This is a genomic window from Rhizobium sp. WYJ-E13 (assembly GCF_018987265.1).
In the GTDB taxonomy this organism is placed as follows: domain Bacteria; phylum Pseudomonadota; class Alphaproteobacteria; order Rhizobiales; family Rhizobiaceae; genus Rhizobium.
Genome location: NZ_CP076853.1, coordinates 801,737 through 817,418 on the forward strand (window position 1 = coordinate 801,737; position 15,682 = coordinate 817,418).

Genomic DNA, 15,682 nt, shown 5'->3' on the forward strand with positions numbered 1-15,682 from the left:
GTCTCGGAATTGTTAGGCCCGCCCGAATGGTGGACGGACGGGGAAGCGTGGCACCTGTGCCACTGCTTTGGGGCTACCGGCCTTTTCTCGGAGGATAGGAGATGAGACTTTTTTTGCTCGTGCCGGTAATTGCGATTGCCTGTTCGGCATGTTCGACACAATCTCCCGCAGCATCCCAATCGGCGCCGACTCAAAGCCGTCAGGCAGCGCATCGGCCGAATATGGAGAGCTGCAAGTCCAAGCCGAACTTCGAAGGAATGTTGCGCACACTTTGCTATTAGAGGGCGGCGAGACGGCCTTCCTAAGCCCTGGCAACCAATTCATCGTCCAAATTACCGTTTCGTTAACCATAATCTCCTTAGCTTGCGACATCTTCTTGACGCACTAAGGACACGTTCATGACGATCTCGCGCCGGGGCTTCCTGATCGCCCTGCCTCTTTTCGTTGCCGGCTGCTCTTCGACCACCTTGAACAGCCAGACGAATTACGCGGCACTTCCGGATGAGAGGTTTCCGCTGAGGCAGGTGCCGATCGATCAGATCAAGCCGGAGCTTCGCCGCACCGAAGTCGCCTATGAAGGCAGCTATGCGCCGGGAACGATCATCATCGATACGCCGGCGCGGCGCGCCTATTTTATCCTCGGTGACGGCAGGGCGATGCGTTACGGCATCGGCGTCGGCCGCGAGGGCCTTACCTTTGCCGGCAATGCCTATGTCGGCCGCAAGGCGGAATGGCCGAGCTGGACGCCGACGGAAAACATGCAGCGCCGCGAGGAGCGTTATCGCAAGCTCGCCGGAGGCATGCCGGGCGGCCCGAACAATCCGCTCGGTGCCCGCGCGCTGTATCTTTATCGCGGCGGCAACGACACGCATTTCCGCATCCACGGCACCAACCAGCCGCAATCGATCGGCCTTGCCATGTCGAGCGGCTGCATCCGCATGATGAACCACGACGTCATCGACCTCTACAACCGCGTCGAAGTCGGCGCCAGGGTCGTCGTCATCCAGGCGACAGCCTGATATAAAGTCACAAAGAAGCCACCGCAGCGCATCGCCGTCGGCGGCTTTTGTTTTGGGCGGATGCTCAGCGGTGCTTGGCGGCAATGCCGGTCGAGAGCGCCACGCCGATGCCGGTGATGACGGCGGCGCAGATTTCGGCAAGGCCCATTTGCTCGCCGAGGAAGAAACCACCACCAAGTGTCGCCAGCACCGGCGTCAGCGCCGTAAAGGCCGCCGCCTGTGTTCCGCCGAGGGTGCGCACTGCCGTACCGTAGGCGACCATCGCGACCAGACCGGAAAGAATGCCCTGGCTCAGCACCTGCAGGCCGATTTCCGGAAGTGGTGCCTGCGGCAGCGAGATGCCGAAGACCAGCGCTAGCACGGCCATGATCAGGAAGGACCAGATGGCAATTAGCGCGCTGGCCTGGATGGCCGAAAGACCCGAGCGGCGAAAGGCATGCGTATAGCTTGCCCAGAGAACGGCACCTGATGGCAGCAGCACGAAACTCGTCCAGGGCAGGGAAGCATCGGCAAGGCTGCGAACGAGCAGGATCATCACACCGGCGACGATCGCCAACAGTCCGGCGATACGGGTCGTCTCCGGCCTTTCACGAAACATGAGAATGCCGATCAGTGCGGTAGCGAGCGGCATTGAACCGCCGAGCAGGATGCCCGACGAGGCAGCCGGCGTGGAGTGAATGGCAAGCGTCGTCACCAGGAAGAAGATCGCACCGCAGCCGGCGACCATGATCGCCAGAAGATGCAGCGGAAGGCCCTTTGGCAAGAGCCCCGTGCGCAGCCAGACAGGCGAGAGAGCGAGCGTCGGTATGCCGAAGCGGATCAGCCCGATATCGATCGAGCCGAGCGGCGTTGCAGCACTATGGCGGGTTGCCAGAAACCATGTCGACCAGATCAGTACGGTGATCGTGCCGGCGGCATAACCCAGTGTCTGTGAAGGCGATTTCTCGTTTGAAAATGCGATCGTGCTCATCGTCCTGTCCTCTCTTCCATCCGGATCCACTCCGATTGACAAGAAGATTAGCGCCGGAGGCCGAGGCATGTCCTTGCTATCTGTGGCGCAGAAATCGTGCTATGCGCAATGATCTGCCAATTCATGCTGATGGATTTCGCAAATATGCCAAATCTTGATAAATTCGATATCGCCATCCTGAAGTGCCTTCAGGAGGATGCGCGTGCCACCAATGTCGAGATCGCCGAGAAGGTGAACCTCTCGCCGTCGCCCTGCCTGCGCCGCATCCGCAATCTTGAAAAGCTCGGCGTCATCCGCCGCTATACGGCCGATATCGACCGCAAGGAGGTCGGGCTCGGGCTTACCGTCTTCGTCGAGTTCAAGGTCGCCCGTCACAGCAAGGAGAATTCCGAGGCGCAGCAGGCAGCACTGCTCGCCATTCCCGAGATCGTATCCTGCTTCCTGATTTCAGGCACGGCGGATTTCCTGGCCGAAGTCGTGGTCGAAGATCTCTCGGCCTATGAACGGCTGCTGACGGAGACATTGCTGACCCTGCCGAATGTCACCGATATCCGCTCGAATTTTGCCATCCGCAGCATCAAGACACATGGACCACTGAAGCTGCCGGAGCGCAATTGACGCGCCTTGCGGGACACCAGAGGCGGATGGTTTCAGCCCAGCCTGAATCATCCGCCTCTGATCAAAGAACTACAGCAGCGTCCCGCTAAGGATGAGCAGCGCCACCGAGAAGTAGATGACGAGCCCGGTGACATCGACCAGCGTGGCGACGAAGGGAGCCGATGCCGTTGCCGGATCGAGCCGCAGTTTCTGCAGCAGGAAGGGCAGCATCGAACCGGACATGGAGCCGAAGGTGACGATGCCGACCAATGCGGCAAAGACCGTCAGGCCGACCAGCTGCCAGTGCGGGCCGTAATCATAGAGCCCGGCCGTCTGCCAAAAGATCACCCGGATCATGCCGACGAGCCCGAGGATGGCGCCGAGCACGATGCCCGTTGGCAGTTCGCGCAGCAGCACCCGCCACCAGTCGGTCAGCTTCAACTCGCCGACGGCGAGCGCCCGGATGATGAGCGAGGTTGCCTGCGAGCCGGAATTGCCGCCGGAGCTCATGATCAGCGGAATGAAGAGCGTCAGCACGACAGCCTTTTCCAGCTCGCCTTCGAAATGCTGCATGGCGCTTGCCGTCAGCATTTCGCCGAGGAAGAGGGCGCAGAGCCAGCCGGCCCGCTTGCGGATCATGCCGCCGAAGCCGATCTTCATATAGGGCTTGCCGAGCGCTTCCATGCCGCCGAATTTCTGGGCGGCTTCCGTCGTATCCGCGATCATCGTGTCGATGACGTCATCGACGGTGACGATGCCGAGGATCAGGCCATGATCGTCGATCACCGGCAGCGCCAGCAGGTCATGCTTGCGGATCAGCCGTGCGACATCTTCCTGCTTCATCAGCGCATTGGCCGAAACCGGCATGCCCTTCTGCGCGACCGAGAGGATCGAGGCTTCGGGCTCCCCGGTGATGAGGCGGCGAAGGGTGACGACATGCATCAGCGCGCCGGAATTATGGTCCAGCACATAGATGGCATAGACGGTTTCGCGCGAACGTTCGACCTGCCGGACATGGTCCAGCGTCTGGGCGACGGTCCAGTCGTCGGGCACGCTGACGAATTCCGTCGTCATGATGCTGCCGGCCGTGCGTGGCGGGTAGCCCATCAGATGCTGGATGGCGATGCGGACCGGCTCTTCCAGGCTGGAGAACAGGCGCACGCGGTCGTCGACGCCGAGCTCCAGCAGGACGTCGGCGACGCGGTCGTTCGACATGCCGTGCAGCAGGCGGGCCGAATCCGTGCCGTCCATCAGCGCCAGTATGGCCGATGCGTTGCGCAGCTCCGGACGGTCGAGAATGTTGACGGCATGGTCCTGCGGCATCCGCGAAAGGATGCGGCCGGCTTCAGCCGGTGCGAGCCCGTTCAGCGATTCCACGCGCTCGGCGATGGTCGCGATACGGCTGTTATTCATGAAGGCACGGGCGGCATAGCCGGCCCGCAGGGGGAAGCGATTGATATTCATTGGCTCGCCTTTCCGTCGATCCGCCGTAGCGTCCGAACGGGCGAGCCTGGAGCATCCAGGTCAGCGCGCCACGGCCGCGTACGGCAAAGGCAATCGACTGCTACTGTCGCTTGGCATCTTGATGATGGCTCCGTTGATATCCGTGCGCGACGTATGTCACGCACGTGTTGCACTAGGTGGTCTCGAATGCGGAAAAAGTCAAGCTGCTTAGATGTTTAACGCCAGAATGCCGCACCCTCTGCGCGGCATTATATGTCAGCATCATTTACGCAATGTTTCGAAGGCCGGAAAAGGCGGATTTTCGACCTCGAAAACCTCAGAATCCGGCAAGAACCACCTTGCCCTTCATCCTGCCGCTTTCGACCATGGCATGCGCCTTTTTCATGTTCGCCGCATTGATCGTCCCGACCGTTTCCGACAGCGTTGTGCGGATCTTGCCGGTGTCGACCAGCTCGGAAATCCTGTTGAGGATCTTGTGCTGCTCGATCATGTCGGGTGTCGCGAAAAGCGGACGGGTGAACATCAGCTCCCAGTGAACGGACGCAGCCTTGCGCTTGAAGGGAACGATATCGAAGGTCTTGGGATCGTCGATCAACGCGAAACGACCCTGCGGTGCCAGCGCCTCGACGATATCGGCAACATGCTTGTCCGTATTCGTGGTCGAGAAGATGAAGCCCGGTGCGCCGATGCCGAGCGCCGCGACCTGCGGCGCGATCGGCTGCGAATGGTCGATCACGTGATGGGCACCGAGCGCCTTCACCCAGTCCTGCGTTTCCGGGCGTGAAGCCGTGGCAATGACCGTCAGATCCGTCAGCGTCCGGGCGATCTGGATGGCGATCGACCCGACGCCGCCCGCACCACCGATGATGAGCACGGCAGGGGCGCCACCCGGTACGGGATCGGTGACGCGCAGGCGGTCGAACAGCGCTTCATAGGCTGTGATCGAGGTCAGCGGCAGGGCGGCGGCTGCAGCGAAATCGAGGCTCTTCGGCTTGTGGCCGACGATGCGCTCGTCGACCAGCTGGAATTCGGCATTCGAGCCGGGACGATTGATGACGCCGGAATAGAAAACCTCGTCGCCGGGCGCAAATAGGGTGACATCGGAACCGATGGCCTTGACGATGCCGGCAGCATCGAAGCCCAACACTTTCAGCTCATCGGCAGGCGGCGCCATATGAGCGCGAACCTTCACATCGACTGGATTGACGGAGACGGCCTTGATCTCGACCAGCAGGTCGTGGCCCCTGGCCTCGGGCGTCGGCAGTTCGACATCGATCAGCGAGGTTTCGGCCGCGATCGGCTGTGGGGTCTTGTAGGCGATGGCGCGCATCTTGGTAACTCCTGTGTTCATTGCACGAGAGCTAGATGCGACCTATGTTCCGGCAACGCAAGAATGCACAAATTCTGTACGTAGTACCAAAAAGGATACTGTAAATGTCACGCCCGCGCGCCAAACTGGTCACGAATTTTCCGGGTTGCCCCGTGGAGGCGACGCTGACCTATCTCGATGGAAAGTGGAAAGGCGTAATCCTTTTCCATCTGATGGACAGGACTTTGCGTTTCAACGAGCTGAGACGCCATCTGCCAGCCATCACCCAGCGCATGCTGACCAAGCAGCTGCGCGAACTGGAAGAATCCGGCCTGATCTCACGAACAGTTTACCCGGTCGTGCCGCCGCGCGTCGAATATGCTCTGACACCGCTCGGCTCCACGCTGAAACCGGTGATCCGAGCTCTTGCCGCCTGGGGCGATGAATTCGTCTTCTGCAGCCCGGAAGGTCGGGAACTGCGTGTCGCAAGGGCCTTAGGCGCTCCGGCTGCGGAGCTCCAGGCGTAAGGACGCTGCAAAGACGAAGAGGCCGAGGAAAGACAGGACGGCGCCGACATAGCCGGTTGCTGCGAAACCGTAACCCCAGGCAATGACCAGGCCGCCGAGCCATGCGCCGATGGCGTTGGCGATATTGAAGGCCGAATGGTTGGAGGCGGCAGCCAGCGTCTGTGCATCGGCCGCGACGTCCATCAGACGCGTCTGCAGCGCCGGACCGGCGGCAAAACCGCAGCCGACGAGGAAGACGCAAAGCCCGAGCATGTAGGGGTTGGAAGCCGTCAGAGAGAACATCGTCAGCACCACGATATTATAGACCAGCGAACCGCCGATCGTGCCGAGCAGCGATTTATCCGCCAGCCAGGAGCCGATGACATTGCCGGCATTCATGCCGATGCCGAAAAGCACGAGCATCAAAGGAACAGCCGTTTCCGGCAGCATTGCCACCTGCGTCGTGGTCGAAGCGATATAGCTGAACATGGCGAACATGCCGCCATAACCGACCGCCGCTATGCCAAGTGTCAACAGGATCTGCGGGCGACGGAAGGCGCTGAGTTCGCGCAGCGCGCTTGCCCCTTCGGCAACCTTGTCATGCGGCACGTAGAACCAGATGAGAGCGACCGTCACGAGGCCGATGATGCCGACGGTCAGGAAGGCGACCTGCCAGTCCAGCGCCTGGCCGAAGAAGGTGGTGAGCGGCGTGCCGAGCAGGGTGGCGACCGTCAGGCCGAGCATGACGCGGCCGACGGCCCGCGCACGGCGATGCACCGGCACCATGGAGGCCGCGACGAGGGCCGCCACACCGAAATAGGCGCCATGCGGCAGGCCGGTGATGAAACGCAGCACCGTGAAGCTTTCGAAGCTCGGCGCGATGGCGCTCAGGATATTGCCGACGGCAAAGAGCAGCATGAGGCAGAGCAGCAGCGTGCGTCGTGCCATCTTGGCCGCGAGCACAGCAATAACGGGTGCACCGATCACCACGCCCAGCGCATAGGCGCTGATGACATAACCTGCCTGCGGTGTCGTGACCGAAAAGGTATCGGCCACATTAGGCAACAGACCCATAATGGCGAATTCGCCCGTACCGATGCCGAAACCGCCAGCCGCGAGTGCCAACTGCACCAGCGCGACGGTCATGGAAGAGGGAAGGCCTGCCTCCGGCCCGGAAGCGATAGAATCATCGATGGAATCGTTGACGGCAACCTGGCTCACGGGCGGTCCTCGGAGGATCTGGGCTTGGCGACGGCCGCTGGCGGGACGCGCAGGGCCGGTCATTTGCATTTGATGGTCAGAAATGGCGGGAGGCGGAGATATGATCTCCAGCATCCCATCTATTGAACGCGAAACCGGGAGCGTCGAGTGCTTTTTTTGCAGTGCAGCGTCCTGCTATCTGCATACGTCCATTGCAATATTTGCGTTTCGGCGATGTAGCTGTGCCAACCATACGGCTTGAAATCGCAGGTGCATCAACCATCTCTTGAGGGCAGGGACAGCGAGGATAGGAAACAAGCACCTCATGAAGCTCGTCGGCTTTTTCAATCGCGACGGCGGTACCTTCAGAACGACGGACATGCAGGCTTACGAGAAGCGCGCGGAGGAGGTCTTCCGTGAGGCCGGGCATGATTTCGAAGCGATCGTCTTTTCCGGCGGCGAGATTGTTCCCGCCATGGAACGTGCCGCTCGGCGCGACGATATCGACGGCATCGTTGCCGGCGGCGGTGACGGCACAATTTCGGCGGCCGCATCGATTGCCTGGAGGAACGGCGTGGCGCTTGGCGTCGTGCCGGCCGGTACCATGAACCTCTTTGCCCGCTCGCTGAAAGTGCCGCTCGATATCTGGCAGGCGCTCGACGTGCTGGCTTTCGGCGAGCTCGACAATATCGATATCGCCAGTGCCAACGGAAGGCCGTTCGTCCACCAGTTCTCCGCCGGCTTGCATGCGCGCATGGTGCGCTACCGCAATTCCTACAGCTACCGCTCCCGCCTCGGAAAGATGCGCGCCAGCACCCGCGCAGCTTTCGGCGTTGTTTTCAACCCGCCCGAATTCGAGGTCGAGTTCGAGGCGGCCGGCATGAAGGAAACCCGCCGCGTCTCCGCCATCTCCGTCTCCAATAATCCCTTCGGCGAAAACGCGCTGCTCTATGCCGACAATCTGCGCAGCGGCGAGCTTGGCTTCTATACGGCAAAACCGCTGAAACCGCTCGGCGTCGCACGGTTGGCGATCGACATGCTGCGTGGCAGGTTCCGCGAAAACGATGCGGTCATGGTCATGCATCCGGCCGAAGTCAATCTGCACTTTCCGAAGCTGCGCGCCAAGGCGAACTGCGTCATGGATGGCGAGCTTCTGCCGCTGGAGCGCGATATCACGATCAAGCTGCATCCGGGTGAATTGAAGGTGCTGGTCAAGCAGGGATTGGCTGCACAGGAAGGCGAAAGGGAGCGGCGCGAGCCGGCGGCCTGACGCTTAGAGCCTTTCATGGTTAGATTGAAGCATTCTGTCGGCTGAAACGGGCCGTCTGATCGACCGGCCGGCTTGGCCGTAGATCTGGGCTACGACGCGCGCCGGCCGGTCGACCATCCGACTCCGTTTGAGCCGACAGAATGCTTCAATCTAACCATGAAAGGCTCTAAAGCGCAGCGGTGCGCCTGGCTCTGAAGGGAATGAGAGCGCCTTCGACGATATCCCGGTCCGCCTCGTCTCCGAAAACACAGGTGCGATTGCGTCCCTTCTTCTTGGCGCAGTAAAGCGCCTCGTCGGCCGATGCGATGAGCTGGCGCCAGCCATTTGCGCCGCACTGGCCGGAGGCGACGCCGATGCTGACGGTAATGGAGAGATCCATACCGGTTTCCGCGTCGCGGATGAAATGCGCCTGAATGTGGCTGCGCAGTTCTTCGGCAAAATCCACGGTGTTCGAAAGATCCGATGTTGAAACGAGAACGGCGAACTCCTCGCCGCCATAGCGCGCCACGATATCCGTCGGCCGCATCGCACCCTGCAGCCGTGACGCAATTTCGATGAGCACGGCATCGCCCGTCAGATGGCCATAGGTATCGTTGACCGTCTTGAAGTGATCGATGTCGATCAGCATCAGGCAGACATCTTCCTCGCGCTCCGAAGGCGCATTGCCGAAGCCTTCCAGCGCCCGGCGGTTCCAGACGCCGGTCAGCCCATCTTTCTCGGCCTGCGCCTTCAGCCGGGCTTCATATTCGGCCCGTTCGTCAAGCTTGCCGCGCAGCAGTTCCAGTGCTTCGAACAGGCTGCGCATCTCCGGTGCCTTGGAGATCGTCTCAAGGTTTGTCATGGCGCTGCCCTCGGCAAGCGCGATGATCTGTCTGCGCGCCGTCAGCAGCGGATCGAGCATATGAAGGCGGATGGAGCGGACGAGGGCGAGCAGCACTGCGAGCGCAGAGGCTGTGATGAGCGCAATGACGGCCAGACGGTAGGAGGCCGTGTCATGCTGGGTCCGATAGCGCTTCACGACATCGTTGAGGAAGATCGTGCGCAGCCGCGCCAGCGGCTGCAGCGTCGGGACATAGTTGCGCGTCAGATCGACGGCAGAGATCGAATAGTCGCCGGAAATCTTGCCTTGTTCGATGAGGATCTTCACGAGGTCGAGGCCGGATCCGAAAAAGATCGCATCGACATCCTTCATGAGGTCGGCAGACAGCGTGTCGTTATCGCTGACGATCTTCTGGCCTTGCATCAGCGTGCGCAATTCCAGAAGCCGGCCGATGGTGCGGCTGGCATCGGTGACATGGCTGTCGCGGAGCGGTTGGCGCGTGGCGATCGGCCCCATGATCTGCGAGGCGGCCCGGCCGCCATATTCGCGCATGTCGCTGATCATTCGCCCCGTCAGGAACGGAGCAGTCAGTTCCGATTGGCGGCTCGTGAAGGCCGCCACATGCCAGTCGACGACAGCCTGGAAGGTTTCAATCACCTCGATCATTTCGCCGATCGCGGCCTGGACATCCTCCGGCCGGCGCTCGCCAAGCGGCGTTGCGGCAACCCGGTCCACGGCCTCGCGAGCTTTGCGAAGCTGGTCCCTGGTATCGGCCAGCGCCTTCTGCAGGCCGGGCAGGGCGGAGGAGACATCGACGGCAAACGGCTCGTCGAGAGCCTCGAGAGCCTGATCGCTGCTGCGCCGGAAGAACCTCAGGCGCTCCGTTGCCGGGGCGCTGCTGTCCGGCTCGATCGCCATGATATCATTGGCCGGGCCACGTTCCGCGGACACTTGGGTGCCAGCCTCCAAAACCTGGCGGAAGCGTTCCACTGCAAGCAGACTGTCATAAGTCGAACGGTAGCTCTCATAGGTCGGAATGAGGGCGCTCGCTGTCAGAACAAGGATGAGAAAGGCGACGATGACGGTCGCAAACAGCAGCTTTCCCTCAAGAGTGATGCGGTTCATCAAACCGATCCCTTTCCCGTCCCGTTATCCGCGCCGGCTCCGTTGCCGGTTTATTGAACATGCTGATATCGGGAATATATTACCGATTTCGAGTATAGATCATCGATAATGCCAACAGGGTTAAGAAAACTTCCCAAGTGAAAGTGATGTGACGGGCTCTATTAACTACAGGCGCGCGAGATATGTGCGATAGTCGAAATCCGACACGGTGCGCAGGTGCGTTATTGCTTCCTTGTACTTCGTATCGCCATACAACTTTTGATACTTGTCGCCGAAGATATTGGCGATGAAGGCCGACTGCCGGAAGATCTCGACCGCCGTCAGGAAATCATGCGTCAGCCGCTTCGCGCCCGGTGGGGTATAGGCGGGCGTCGTTTCCTCGCCGGGATCGAGATCGCCGTCGAGACCGAGCAGCATGCCGCCGAGGATGGCCGCCAGCAGCAGGTAGGGATTGGCATCGGCACCCGCCACGCGATGCTCGATGCGCGCCGCTGGCCCGTTTGTATCAGGAATGCGAATTGCCGTGCCGCGATGTCCGGTGCCCCAGGTGAGGTCGGTCGGCGCAAAGGAGCCAGGCTGGAACCGGCGGTAGGAATTGGCGAAGGGCGCAAAGACGAGCTGCGCCTCATGCATGGTCTGCAGCATGCCTGCCGTCACCGATTTCAGAAGGGTCGGTTCGCCTCCGGCAGCATCGAGGATATTGTTGCCGTCCCTGTCGATGATGCTCGCATGCACATGCAGACCGGAACCGGCATGATCCGAATAGGGTTTGGCCATGCAGGTCGATTTCAGCCCGTGTCTGCGTGCCGCCTGCTCGGCAACGCGCTTCAGGTAGAGGCAGTCATCGGCGGCCGCCAGGGCATCGGGCCGGTGCAGCAGGTTCACTTCGAACTGGCCGGGACCGAATTCGGCCGTCGTCGCCTCCGCCGGCAGGTTCATCGCTTTGGCATAGGCGCGCAGGGTCCGCAGGTAGTCGTCGAGCGCATCGACGGCGCTCATGTCATAGAGCTGGAAGCCGTTCGGATCGCCGCGATAGGTCAAGCTTGCAGGCGGCGAGGGCACGCCCGTCTCGCGCCAGTTCTCTTCGATCACGTAGAATTCCAATTCCGTCGCCACGACGGGCGTCAGCCCACGCTCGGCATAACGTTCGACAACGGAGGCGAGAATGCCGCGCGGATCCATGAAGCTGCGGCTGCCGTCGAATTCGTGCATGGTGGCGAGCACCTGGATGGATCCTTCGGGCGCCCAGGGCATCGGCGCAAGGCTGCGCCTATCGGCAATGAGATTGCCATCGGGATCGCCGATCGTCAGCGACAGGCCGGTGATATCGTCATTGTCGTCGCCCCAGATATCGAGCGACTGCGTCGAGGTCGGCAGGCGGATATCGCCCGCCCAGACCTTCTTTTCGGCCGAAAGCGGCAGCTGTTTGCCGCGCAGATCGCCGTTCATACCGACAACAAGGATCTCGAAACGCGGATCGCCCTGCTCAACCTCTTTGCCCTTGTTCGCCATGACCTTGAAAATCCTCTCGCAGAAGGCCAAGGTCGTAAACCATCGCCGAAAGCCTTTCAATCCGAAGGTCCAATCATGTCCGATACTTACCCGCTGTCCAACCTCGCAGCCATCGATGCCGCCCACCATCTGCATCCCTTCTCCGACATGAAGAAGCTGAATGCCGACGGCACGCGCATCATCGAGCGCGGCGAGGGCGTGCATATTTTCGATAACAACGGCAAAAAGTATCTCGATGGCTTCGCCGGCCTCTGGTGCGTCAATATCGGCTATGGCCGCAAGGAAATCGCCGATGCCGTCGCGCGTCAGATGAACGAGCTCCCCTACTACAACACCTTCTTCGGCACGACGTCACCGTCGACCACGCTGCTCGCGGAGAAGGTGACGTCCAAGGCTGGCCCGCGCTTCAACCATATCTTCTTCACCGGCTCCGGCTCGGAAGCGAACGACACCTGGTTCCGCATGGCCCGCGTCTATTGGGCAGCCGTCGGCAAGCCCTCGAAGAAGATGGTGATTGCGCGGCGCAACGGCTATCACGGCTCGACGGTTGCCGGCGCCAGCCTCGGCGGCATGAAATACATGCACGAGCAGGGCGACCTGCCAATCCCTGGCATCGTCCATATCGGCCAGCCCTATTGGTATGGCGAGGGTGGCGATCTTTCTCCCGCCGAATTCGGCCTGAAGGTCGCCCGCGAGCTGGACGCCAAGATCGATGAGTTGGGCGAGGAGAATGTCGCCGCCTTCGTCGCCGAGCCGATCCAGGGTGCGGCTGGTGTGATCATTCCGCCGGAGACCTACTGGCCGGAGATCGACCGCATCTGCAAGGCGCGCAATGTCCTGCTCGTGACGGACGAAGTCATCTGCGGCTTCGGCCGCCTCGGCGAATGGTTCGGCCATCAATATTTCGGCGTCGAGCCGGATTTTGCTCCGATCGCCAAAGGGCTTTCCTCGGGTTACCTGCCGATCGGCGGCGTGCTCGTCAGCGATCGCATCGCCGACGTGCTGATCAACGATGTCGGCGATTTCAACCACGGCTTCACCTATTCCGGCCATCCGGTCTGCGCTGCCGCCGCGCTCGAAAATCTGCGCATCATCGAGGAGGAGAAACTGGTGGAGCGCGTGCGCGACGATATCGGCCCCTATTTCGCAAAGAAATGGGCCGCGCTCGCCGATCATGATTTCGTCGGCGAGGCGCAAAGCATCGGCCTGATGGGCGGTCTGCAGCTTGCCGCCGACAAGAAGACCCGCACCCGTTTCGAAAAGCCCGATCCGATCGGCTCGCTGGTGCGCAATCACGCTCTCGCAAACGGCCTCGTGCTGCGCGCCACCGGCGACCGCATGCTGGCCTCACCGCCGCTCGTCATCCGTCACGAGGAAGTGGACGAGATGGCCAGCATCGCCAAGATCGCGCTGGACGCAGCCTGGAAGGAACTCCGCGGCTAGCGACGACCGTCATTGAACGTCGATCATTTGGGGGGATCTCAACCAATGAAGCAGATCTACACCACTCTGGGACCAAAACGCCGCGAAGAACTCGGCATGATTCTTCCGCACGAGCATGTGTTTGTCGATCTCCGAACCCCCGACCGGCCCGGCTACGCCAAGGCGGAGGTAGACGATGTCGTGGCGCTGATGGTCCCACAAATAGAGGCAATCAAAAGACAAGGCATTTCACTGCTCGTCGAATGCACCACAGGGGGCGTTGGAAGACGTGCAGATATTGATCTTGCCGTATCGAAGGCCGCCAACTTTCCGATCGTCGTGCCGACCGGCAACTATCGCGAACCATGGATACCCAGCTGGGTAGCAGAAGCCAGCGACGTCGATCTCGAACAATGGATGGTGGCTGAGCTTACCGAGGGCATCGAAGATACCGGCGTGCTAGCCGGATGGATAAAACTGAGCGCCGGCGACGATGGCATTACGCCACTGGAGGCCCGCATCCTGCGTGCAGCCGCAAGAGCATCCGTGCGAACCGGTGCGGTCATCGGCTCGCACACGATCCGGGGAAGGGTCGTGATGGAGCAGCTGGACATCCTTCAGTCAGAAGGTTGCGCAGCCGAGCGGTTCATATCCATTCATACCCAGGAGGAAAAGGACTTCCAGCTTCACAAGGCACTGGTGGAACGCGGCGCGTGGATCGAATACGACCACGTCGGCAGGGCACCGGATGAAGACGTGGTTGCGCTGATAATGGATGCCCTTGAAGCAGGATTGGGCAAGCGTCTTTTGATAAGCCACGATCTCGGCTGGTATGATCCGGCGCAACCGGGTGGCGGGACCCCGAGGCCTTATACGCACCTTGTCGAGAGTCTTCTGCCAATGCTTGAGATCGCGGGCGCGAGCAGGGACACGGTGCGCCAACTCACAGAGGCCAATCCTTTCGACGCATTCGCACGCTAGGGATAAGCCACCGCGTAGGCGAACTGATAGGTGTCGCCCGGCCGGCCGTAGATGTAGGGCAGCGCGACGACATGGATTTCAGGCGGCTTCAAGCCGTTTTGCGCTATGACATCCTTGAAATAGTAATCCGGCCAGGCGGGCGGCGTCCCGCCCTTGTCGTCGCGCCAGACGAAGACGACGGGATGTTTTGCATCCAGCTGGAATGTCGGCTTGAAGTCCGGATAGAAATAGGACTGCACCGGGGTGTCGGGCATCTGCAGCCGCATATTGCCGTCGAGATGCGGGTCGTAACCGACGATCAGCCCCGGCTCGCCGCCGATTTCCTTGCGGATCGTCTCGGCGAAGCTGGCATAGGGAATGTTCAGCCGTTGATATTTGCCGAAGAGCGGGCCGTAATAGGCGCGCGTGGCGAGCACGGCCAGCACGATACCCATGATCACGCCACTCACCGCCAGCGATGCACGCAAGGGTACTGCCGGGTCGACCTCGGCACTGTCTGCCTTCATGCAAATATAGAGCGGCAGGATGAGGAAGAGCGGCGTCAGCCATCGGTCGGCGACATTGTCGACGCCGGCAAGCAGGATCATCAGCGCAATGGCGCCGATTTCGATCAGCAGGATACGACCGGCCATTCTTGTCCAGCGGCTGGACGCGCGCCACATTGCCCGCAGCGATTTGCCAAAGAGCGCCAGAAAGATGACGACGGAGACGCCGGCGATGCCGACCATTGCGGAGATGAAGCGAGAAATGCCGGTCGATACCTGCGCCAGAAAGCTCTCCTCGTCACCGGTCATCTTGTGCAGCGTACGATCGACGGCAAGGTCGAAATGCTGCAGGAACCAGATTGCGTGCGGCGTGACGATGGCGATCGAAATCACGATGGTCAGTATCAGCCGCCGGTCGAGCAAGCGCTTGCGGAAATCGGTATCGATCAGCGCAGCGACGAATGCCGCGGCCGGAAGAAGCGCGAAATTATACTTCGATATCATCCCGATGCCGGTCGCAATGCCGACGATGGCATAGGAGATGGCCGACGGCGACTTCAGCGTGCGCAAAAAGCCGTAGAGGAACAGCGAGCCGGCAAAGATCGTCGCCACCGAATGCGTCAGGTCCCGCTGCGCCTCGAAGACGATCTGCGGCATGGTGAGCAGGCCGAGCGTCGCCATCACCACCAGGCTGCTGTTCTTCAATGTCAGCCGCGCCGTAAGCCAGTAGAAGACATAGGACAGGAACAGCATCGTGCATTTGAGGAGGGACAGCGAAAACAGCGACACGCCGATGAGCGATGTCACGCCGTACTGCACCCAGTTGTAGAAGGGCGGCTGCGAATTATAGCCGAAGGCGAACCATTGCGAGAGCAGCATCTGCTCCGCCTCATCCAGCTCCAGCGCATTGGGGATGCTGAGCCGCACGATCAGGTGGAGCAGAAAATAGGTTCCGAGCACCGCCAGGATCAGATTGGGCCGGCGGCTGAAAAGGCCCTGCAC

At 61.0% G+C, this 15,682-nt stretch carries 13 protein-coding genes; 6 read left to right on the forward strand and 7 right to left on the reverse strand.

All coding sequences use genetic code 11. The annotated features are described in order from the left end of the window. Nucleotides 1-398 precede the first annotated feature (398 nt). Nucleotides 399-1,019 carry a L,D-transpeptidase gene (locus KQ933_RS03985; RefSeq protein ID WP_216757495.1) on the forward strand — a complete coding sequence of 207 codons (621 nt, stop codon included), beginning with the start codon at nt 399-401 and terminating at the stop codon, nt 1,017-1,019. A gap of 64 nt (nt 1,020-1,083) precedes the next feature. Here the strand turns inward: KQ933_RS03985 and KQ933_RS03990 are convergent, their stop codons facing one another. Beyond that, on the reverse strand, nt 1,084-1,989 hold the full coding sequence (locus KQ933_RS03990) for a DMT family transporter (RefSeq protein WP_216757496.1): 906 nt from the start codon (nt 1,987-1,989) through the stop codon (nt 1,084-1,086). 144 nt (nt 1,990-2,133) lie between these two features. Here KQ933_RS03990 and KQ933_RS03995 point away from each other — a divergent pair, with 144 nt between their 5' ends. Further along, a complete protein-coding gene (locus KQ933_RS03995) occupies nt 2,134-2,607 on the forward strand; it encodes an Lrp/AsnC family transcriptional regulator (protein ID WP_037071926.1) in 474 nt (157 codons plus the stop codon). A gap of 69 nt (nt 2,608-2,676) precedes the next feature. Here the strand turns inward: KQ933_RS03995 and mgtE are convergent, their stop codons facing one another. Both mgtE and KQ933_RS04005 read right to left on the reverse strand, forming a co-directional pair. Then, nucleotides 2,677-4,050, reverse strand: a complete 1,374-nt coding sequence (gene mgtE / locus KQ933_RS04000) for a magnesium transporter (RefSeq protein ID WP_216757497.1) — start codon at nt 4,048-4,050, stop codon at nt 2,677-2,679. A 316-nt stretch (nt 4,051-4,366) separates the two neighbouring features. Then, the gene (locus KQ933_RS04005; RefSeq protein ID WP_216757498.1) at nt 4,367-5,380 is read right to left on the reverse strand and encodes a zinc-binding alcohol dehydrogenase family protein; all 1,014 of its coding nucleotides are present in this window, start codon (nt 5,378-5,380) and stop codon (nt 4,367-4,369) included. Between the two features lie 104 nt (nt 5,381-5,484). On the opposite strand from KQ933_RS04005, the gene KQ933_RS04010 reads away from it, so the two are divergent. Next, nucleotides 5,485-5,886, forward strand: coding sequence for a helix-turn-helix domain-containing protein (locus tag KQ933_RS04010; RefSeq protein WP_216757499.1), 402 nt, complete (start codon nt 5,485-5,487; stop codon nt 5,884-5,886). On the opposite strand, the gene KQ933_RS04015 is transcribed toward KQ933_RS04010, so the two are convergent. Continuing rightward, nucleotides 5,854-7,086: an MFS transporter gene (locus KQ933_RS04015; RefSeq protein WP_216757500.1), complete on the reverse strand. Its 1,233-nt coding sequence runs from the start codon at nt 7,084-7,086 to the stop codon at nt 5,854-5,856. The genes KQ933_RS04010 and KQ933_RS04015 overlap by 33 nt on opposite strands. 304 nt (nt 7,087-7,390) lie before the next feature. Between KQ933_RS04015 and KQ933_RS04020 the strand changes: the two genes are divergently transcribed. Beyond that, nucleotides 7,391-8,335 (forward strand): diacylglycerol kinase family protein, encoded by a 945-nt coding sequence (locus KQ933_RS04020; protein WP_216757501.1) that lies wholly within the window; start codon nt 7,391-7,393, stop codon nt 8,333-8,335. A 166-nt stretch (nt 8,336-8,501) separates the two neighbouring features. Here KQ933_RS04020 and KQ933_RS04025 read toward each other — a convergent pair whose 3' ends face one another. Together KQ933_RS04025 and KQ933_RS04030 are read right to left on the reverse strand one after the other, a co-directional pair. Continuing rightward, nucleotides 8,502-10,280, reverse strand: a complete 1,779-nt coding sequence (locus KQ933_RS04025; protein ID WP_216757502.1) for a diguanylate cyclase — start codon at nt 10,278-10,280, stop codon at nt 8,502-8,504. Nucleotides 10,281-10,445: 165 nt separating this feature from the next. Continuing rightward, entirely contained in the window at nt 10,446-11,792 is a 1,347-nt protein-coding gene (locus KQ933_RS04030) for a glutamine synthetase family protein (RefSeq protein WP_216757503.1), read from the reverse strand. Nucleotides 11,793-11,867: 75 nt separating this feature from the next. Between KQ933_RS04030 and KQ933_RS04035 the strand changes: the two genes are divergently transcribed. Together KQ933_RS04035 and KQ933_RS04040 are read left to right on the forward strand one after the other, a co-directional pair. Next, nucleotides 11,868-13,235: an aspartate aminotransferase family protein gene (locus KQ933_RS04035; protein ID WP_216757504.1), complete on the forward strand. Its 1,368-nt coding sequence runs from the start codon at nt 11,868-11,870 to the stop codon at nt 13,233-13,235. A 45-nt stretch (nt 13,236-13,280) separates the two neighbouring features. After that, a complete protein-coding gene (locus KQ933_RS04040; RefSeq protein WP_216757505.1) occupies nt 13,281-14,195 on the forward strand; it encodes a phosphotriesterase in 915 nt (304 codons plus the stop codon). Here the strand turns inward: KQ933_RS04040 and KQ933_RS04045 are convergent. Then, a complete protein-coding gene (locus KQ933_RS04045) occupies nt 14,192-15,682 on the reverse strand; it encodes a glycosyltransferase family 39 protein (RefSeq protein ID WP_216757506.1) in 1,491 nt (496 codons plus the stop codon). The two genes, KQ933_RS04040 and KQ933_RS04045, sit on opposite strands and share 4 nt — an antisense overlap.

Bases quoted from the DNA above. Each gene is read 5' to 3' on its own strand.
- KQ933_RS03985 (WP_216757495.1), top strand. From the start codon at position 399: ATGACGATCTCGCGCCGGGGCTTCCTGATCGCCCTGCCTCTTTTCGTT.
- KQ933_RS03990 (WP_216757496.1), bottom strand. From the start codon at position 1,989: ATGAGCACGATCGCATTTTCAAACGAGAAATCGCCTTCACAGACACTG.
- KQ933_RS03995 (WP_037071926.1), top strand. From the start codon at position 2,134: ATGCCAAATCTTGATAAATTCGATATCGCCATCCTGAAGTGCCTTCAG.
- mgtE (WP_216757497.1), bottom strand. From the start codon at position 4,050: ATGAATATCAATCGCTTCCCCCTGCGGGCCGGCTATGCCGCCCGTGCC.
- KQ933_RS04005 (WP_216757498.1), bottom strand. From the start codon at position 5,380: ATGCGCGCCATCGCCTACAAGACCCCACAGCCGATCGCGGCCGAAACC.
- KQ933_RS04010 (WP_216757499.1), top strand. From the start codon at position 5,485: ATGTCACGCCCGCGCGCCAAACTGGTCACGAATTTTCCGGGTTGCCCC.
- KQ933_RS04020 (WP_216757501.1), top strand. From the start codon at position 7,391: ATGAAGCTCGTCGGCTTTTTCAATCGCGACGGCGGTACCTTCAGAACG.
- KQ933_RS04025 (WP_216757502.1), bottom strand. From the start codon at position 10,280: ATGAACCGCATCACTCTTGAGGGAAAGCTGCTGTTTGCGACCGTCATC.
- KQ933_RS04030 (WP_216757503.1), bottom strand. From the start codon at position 11,792: ATGGCGAACAAGGGCAAAGAGGTTGAGCAGGGCGATCCGCGTTTCGAG.
- KQ933_RS04035 (WP_216757504.1), top strand. From the start codon at position 11,868: ATGTCCGATACTTACCCGCTGTCCAACCTCGCAGCCATCGATGCCGCC.
- KQ933_RS04040 (WP_216757505.1), top strand. From the start codon at position 13,281: ATGAAGCAGATCTACACCACTCTGGGACCAAAACGCCGCGAAGAACTC.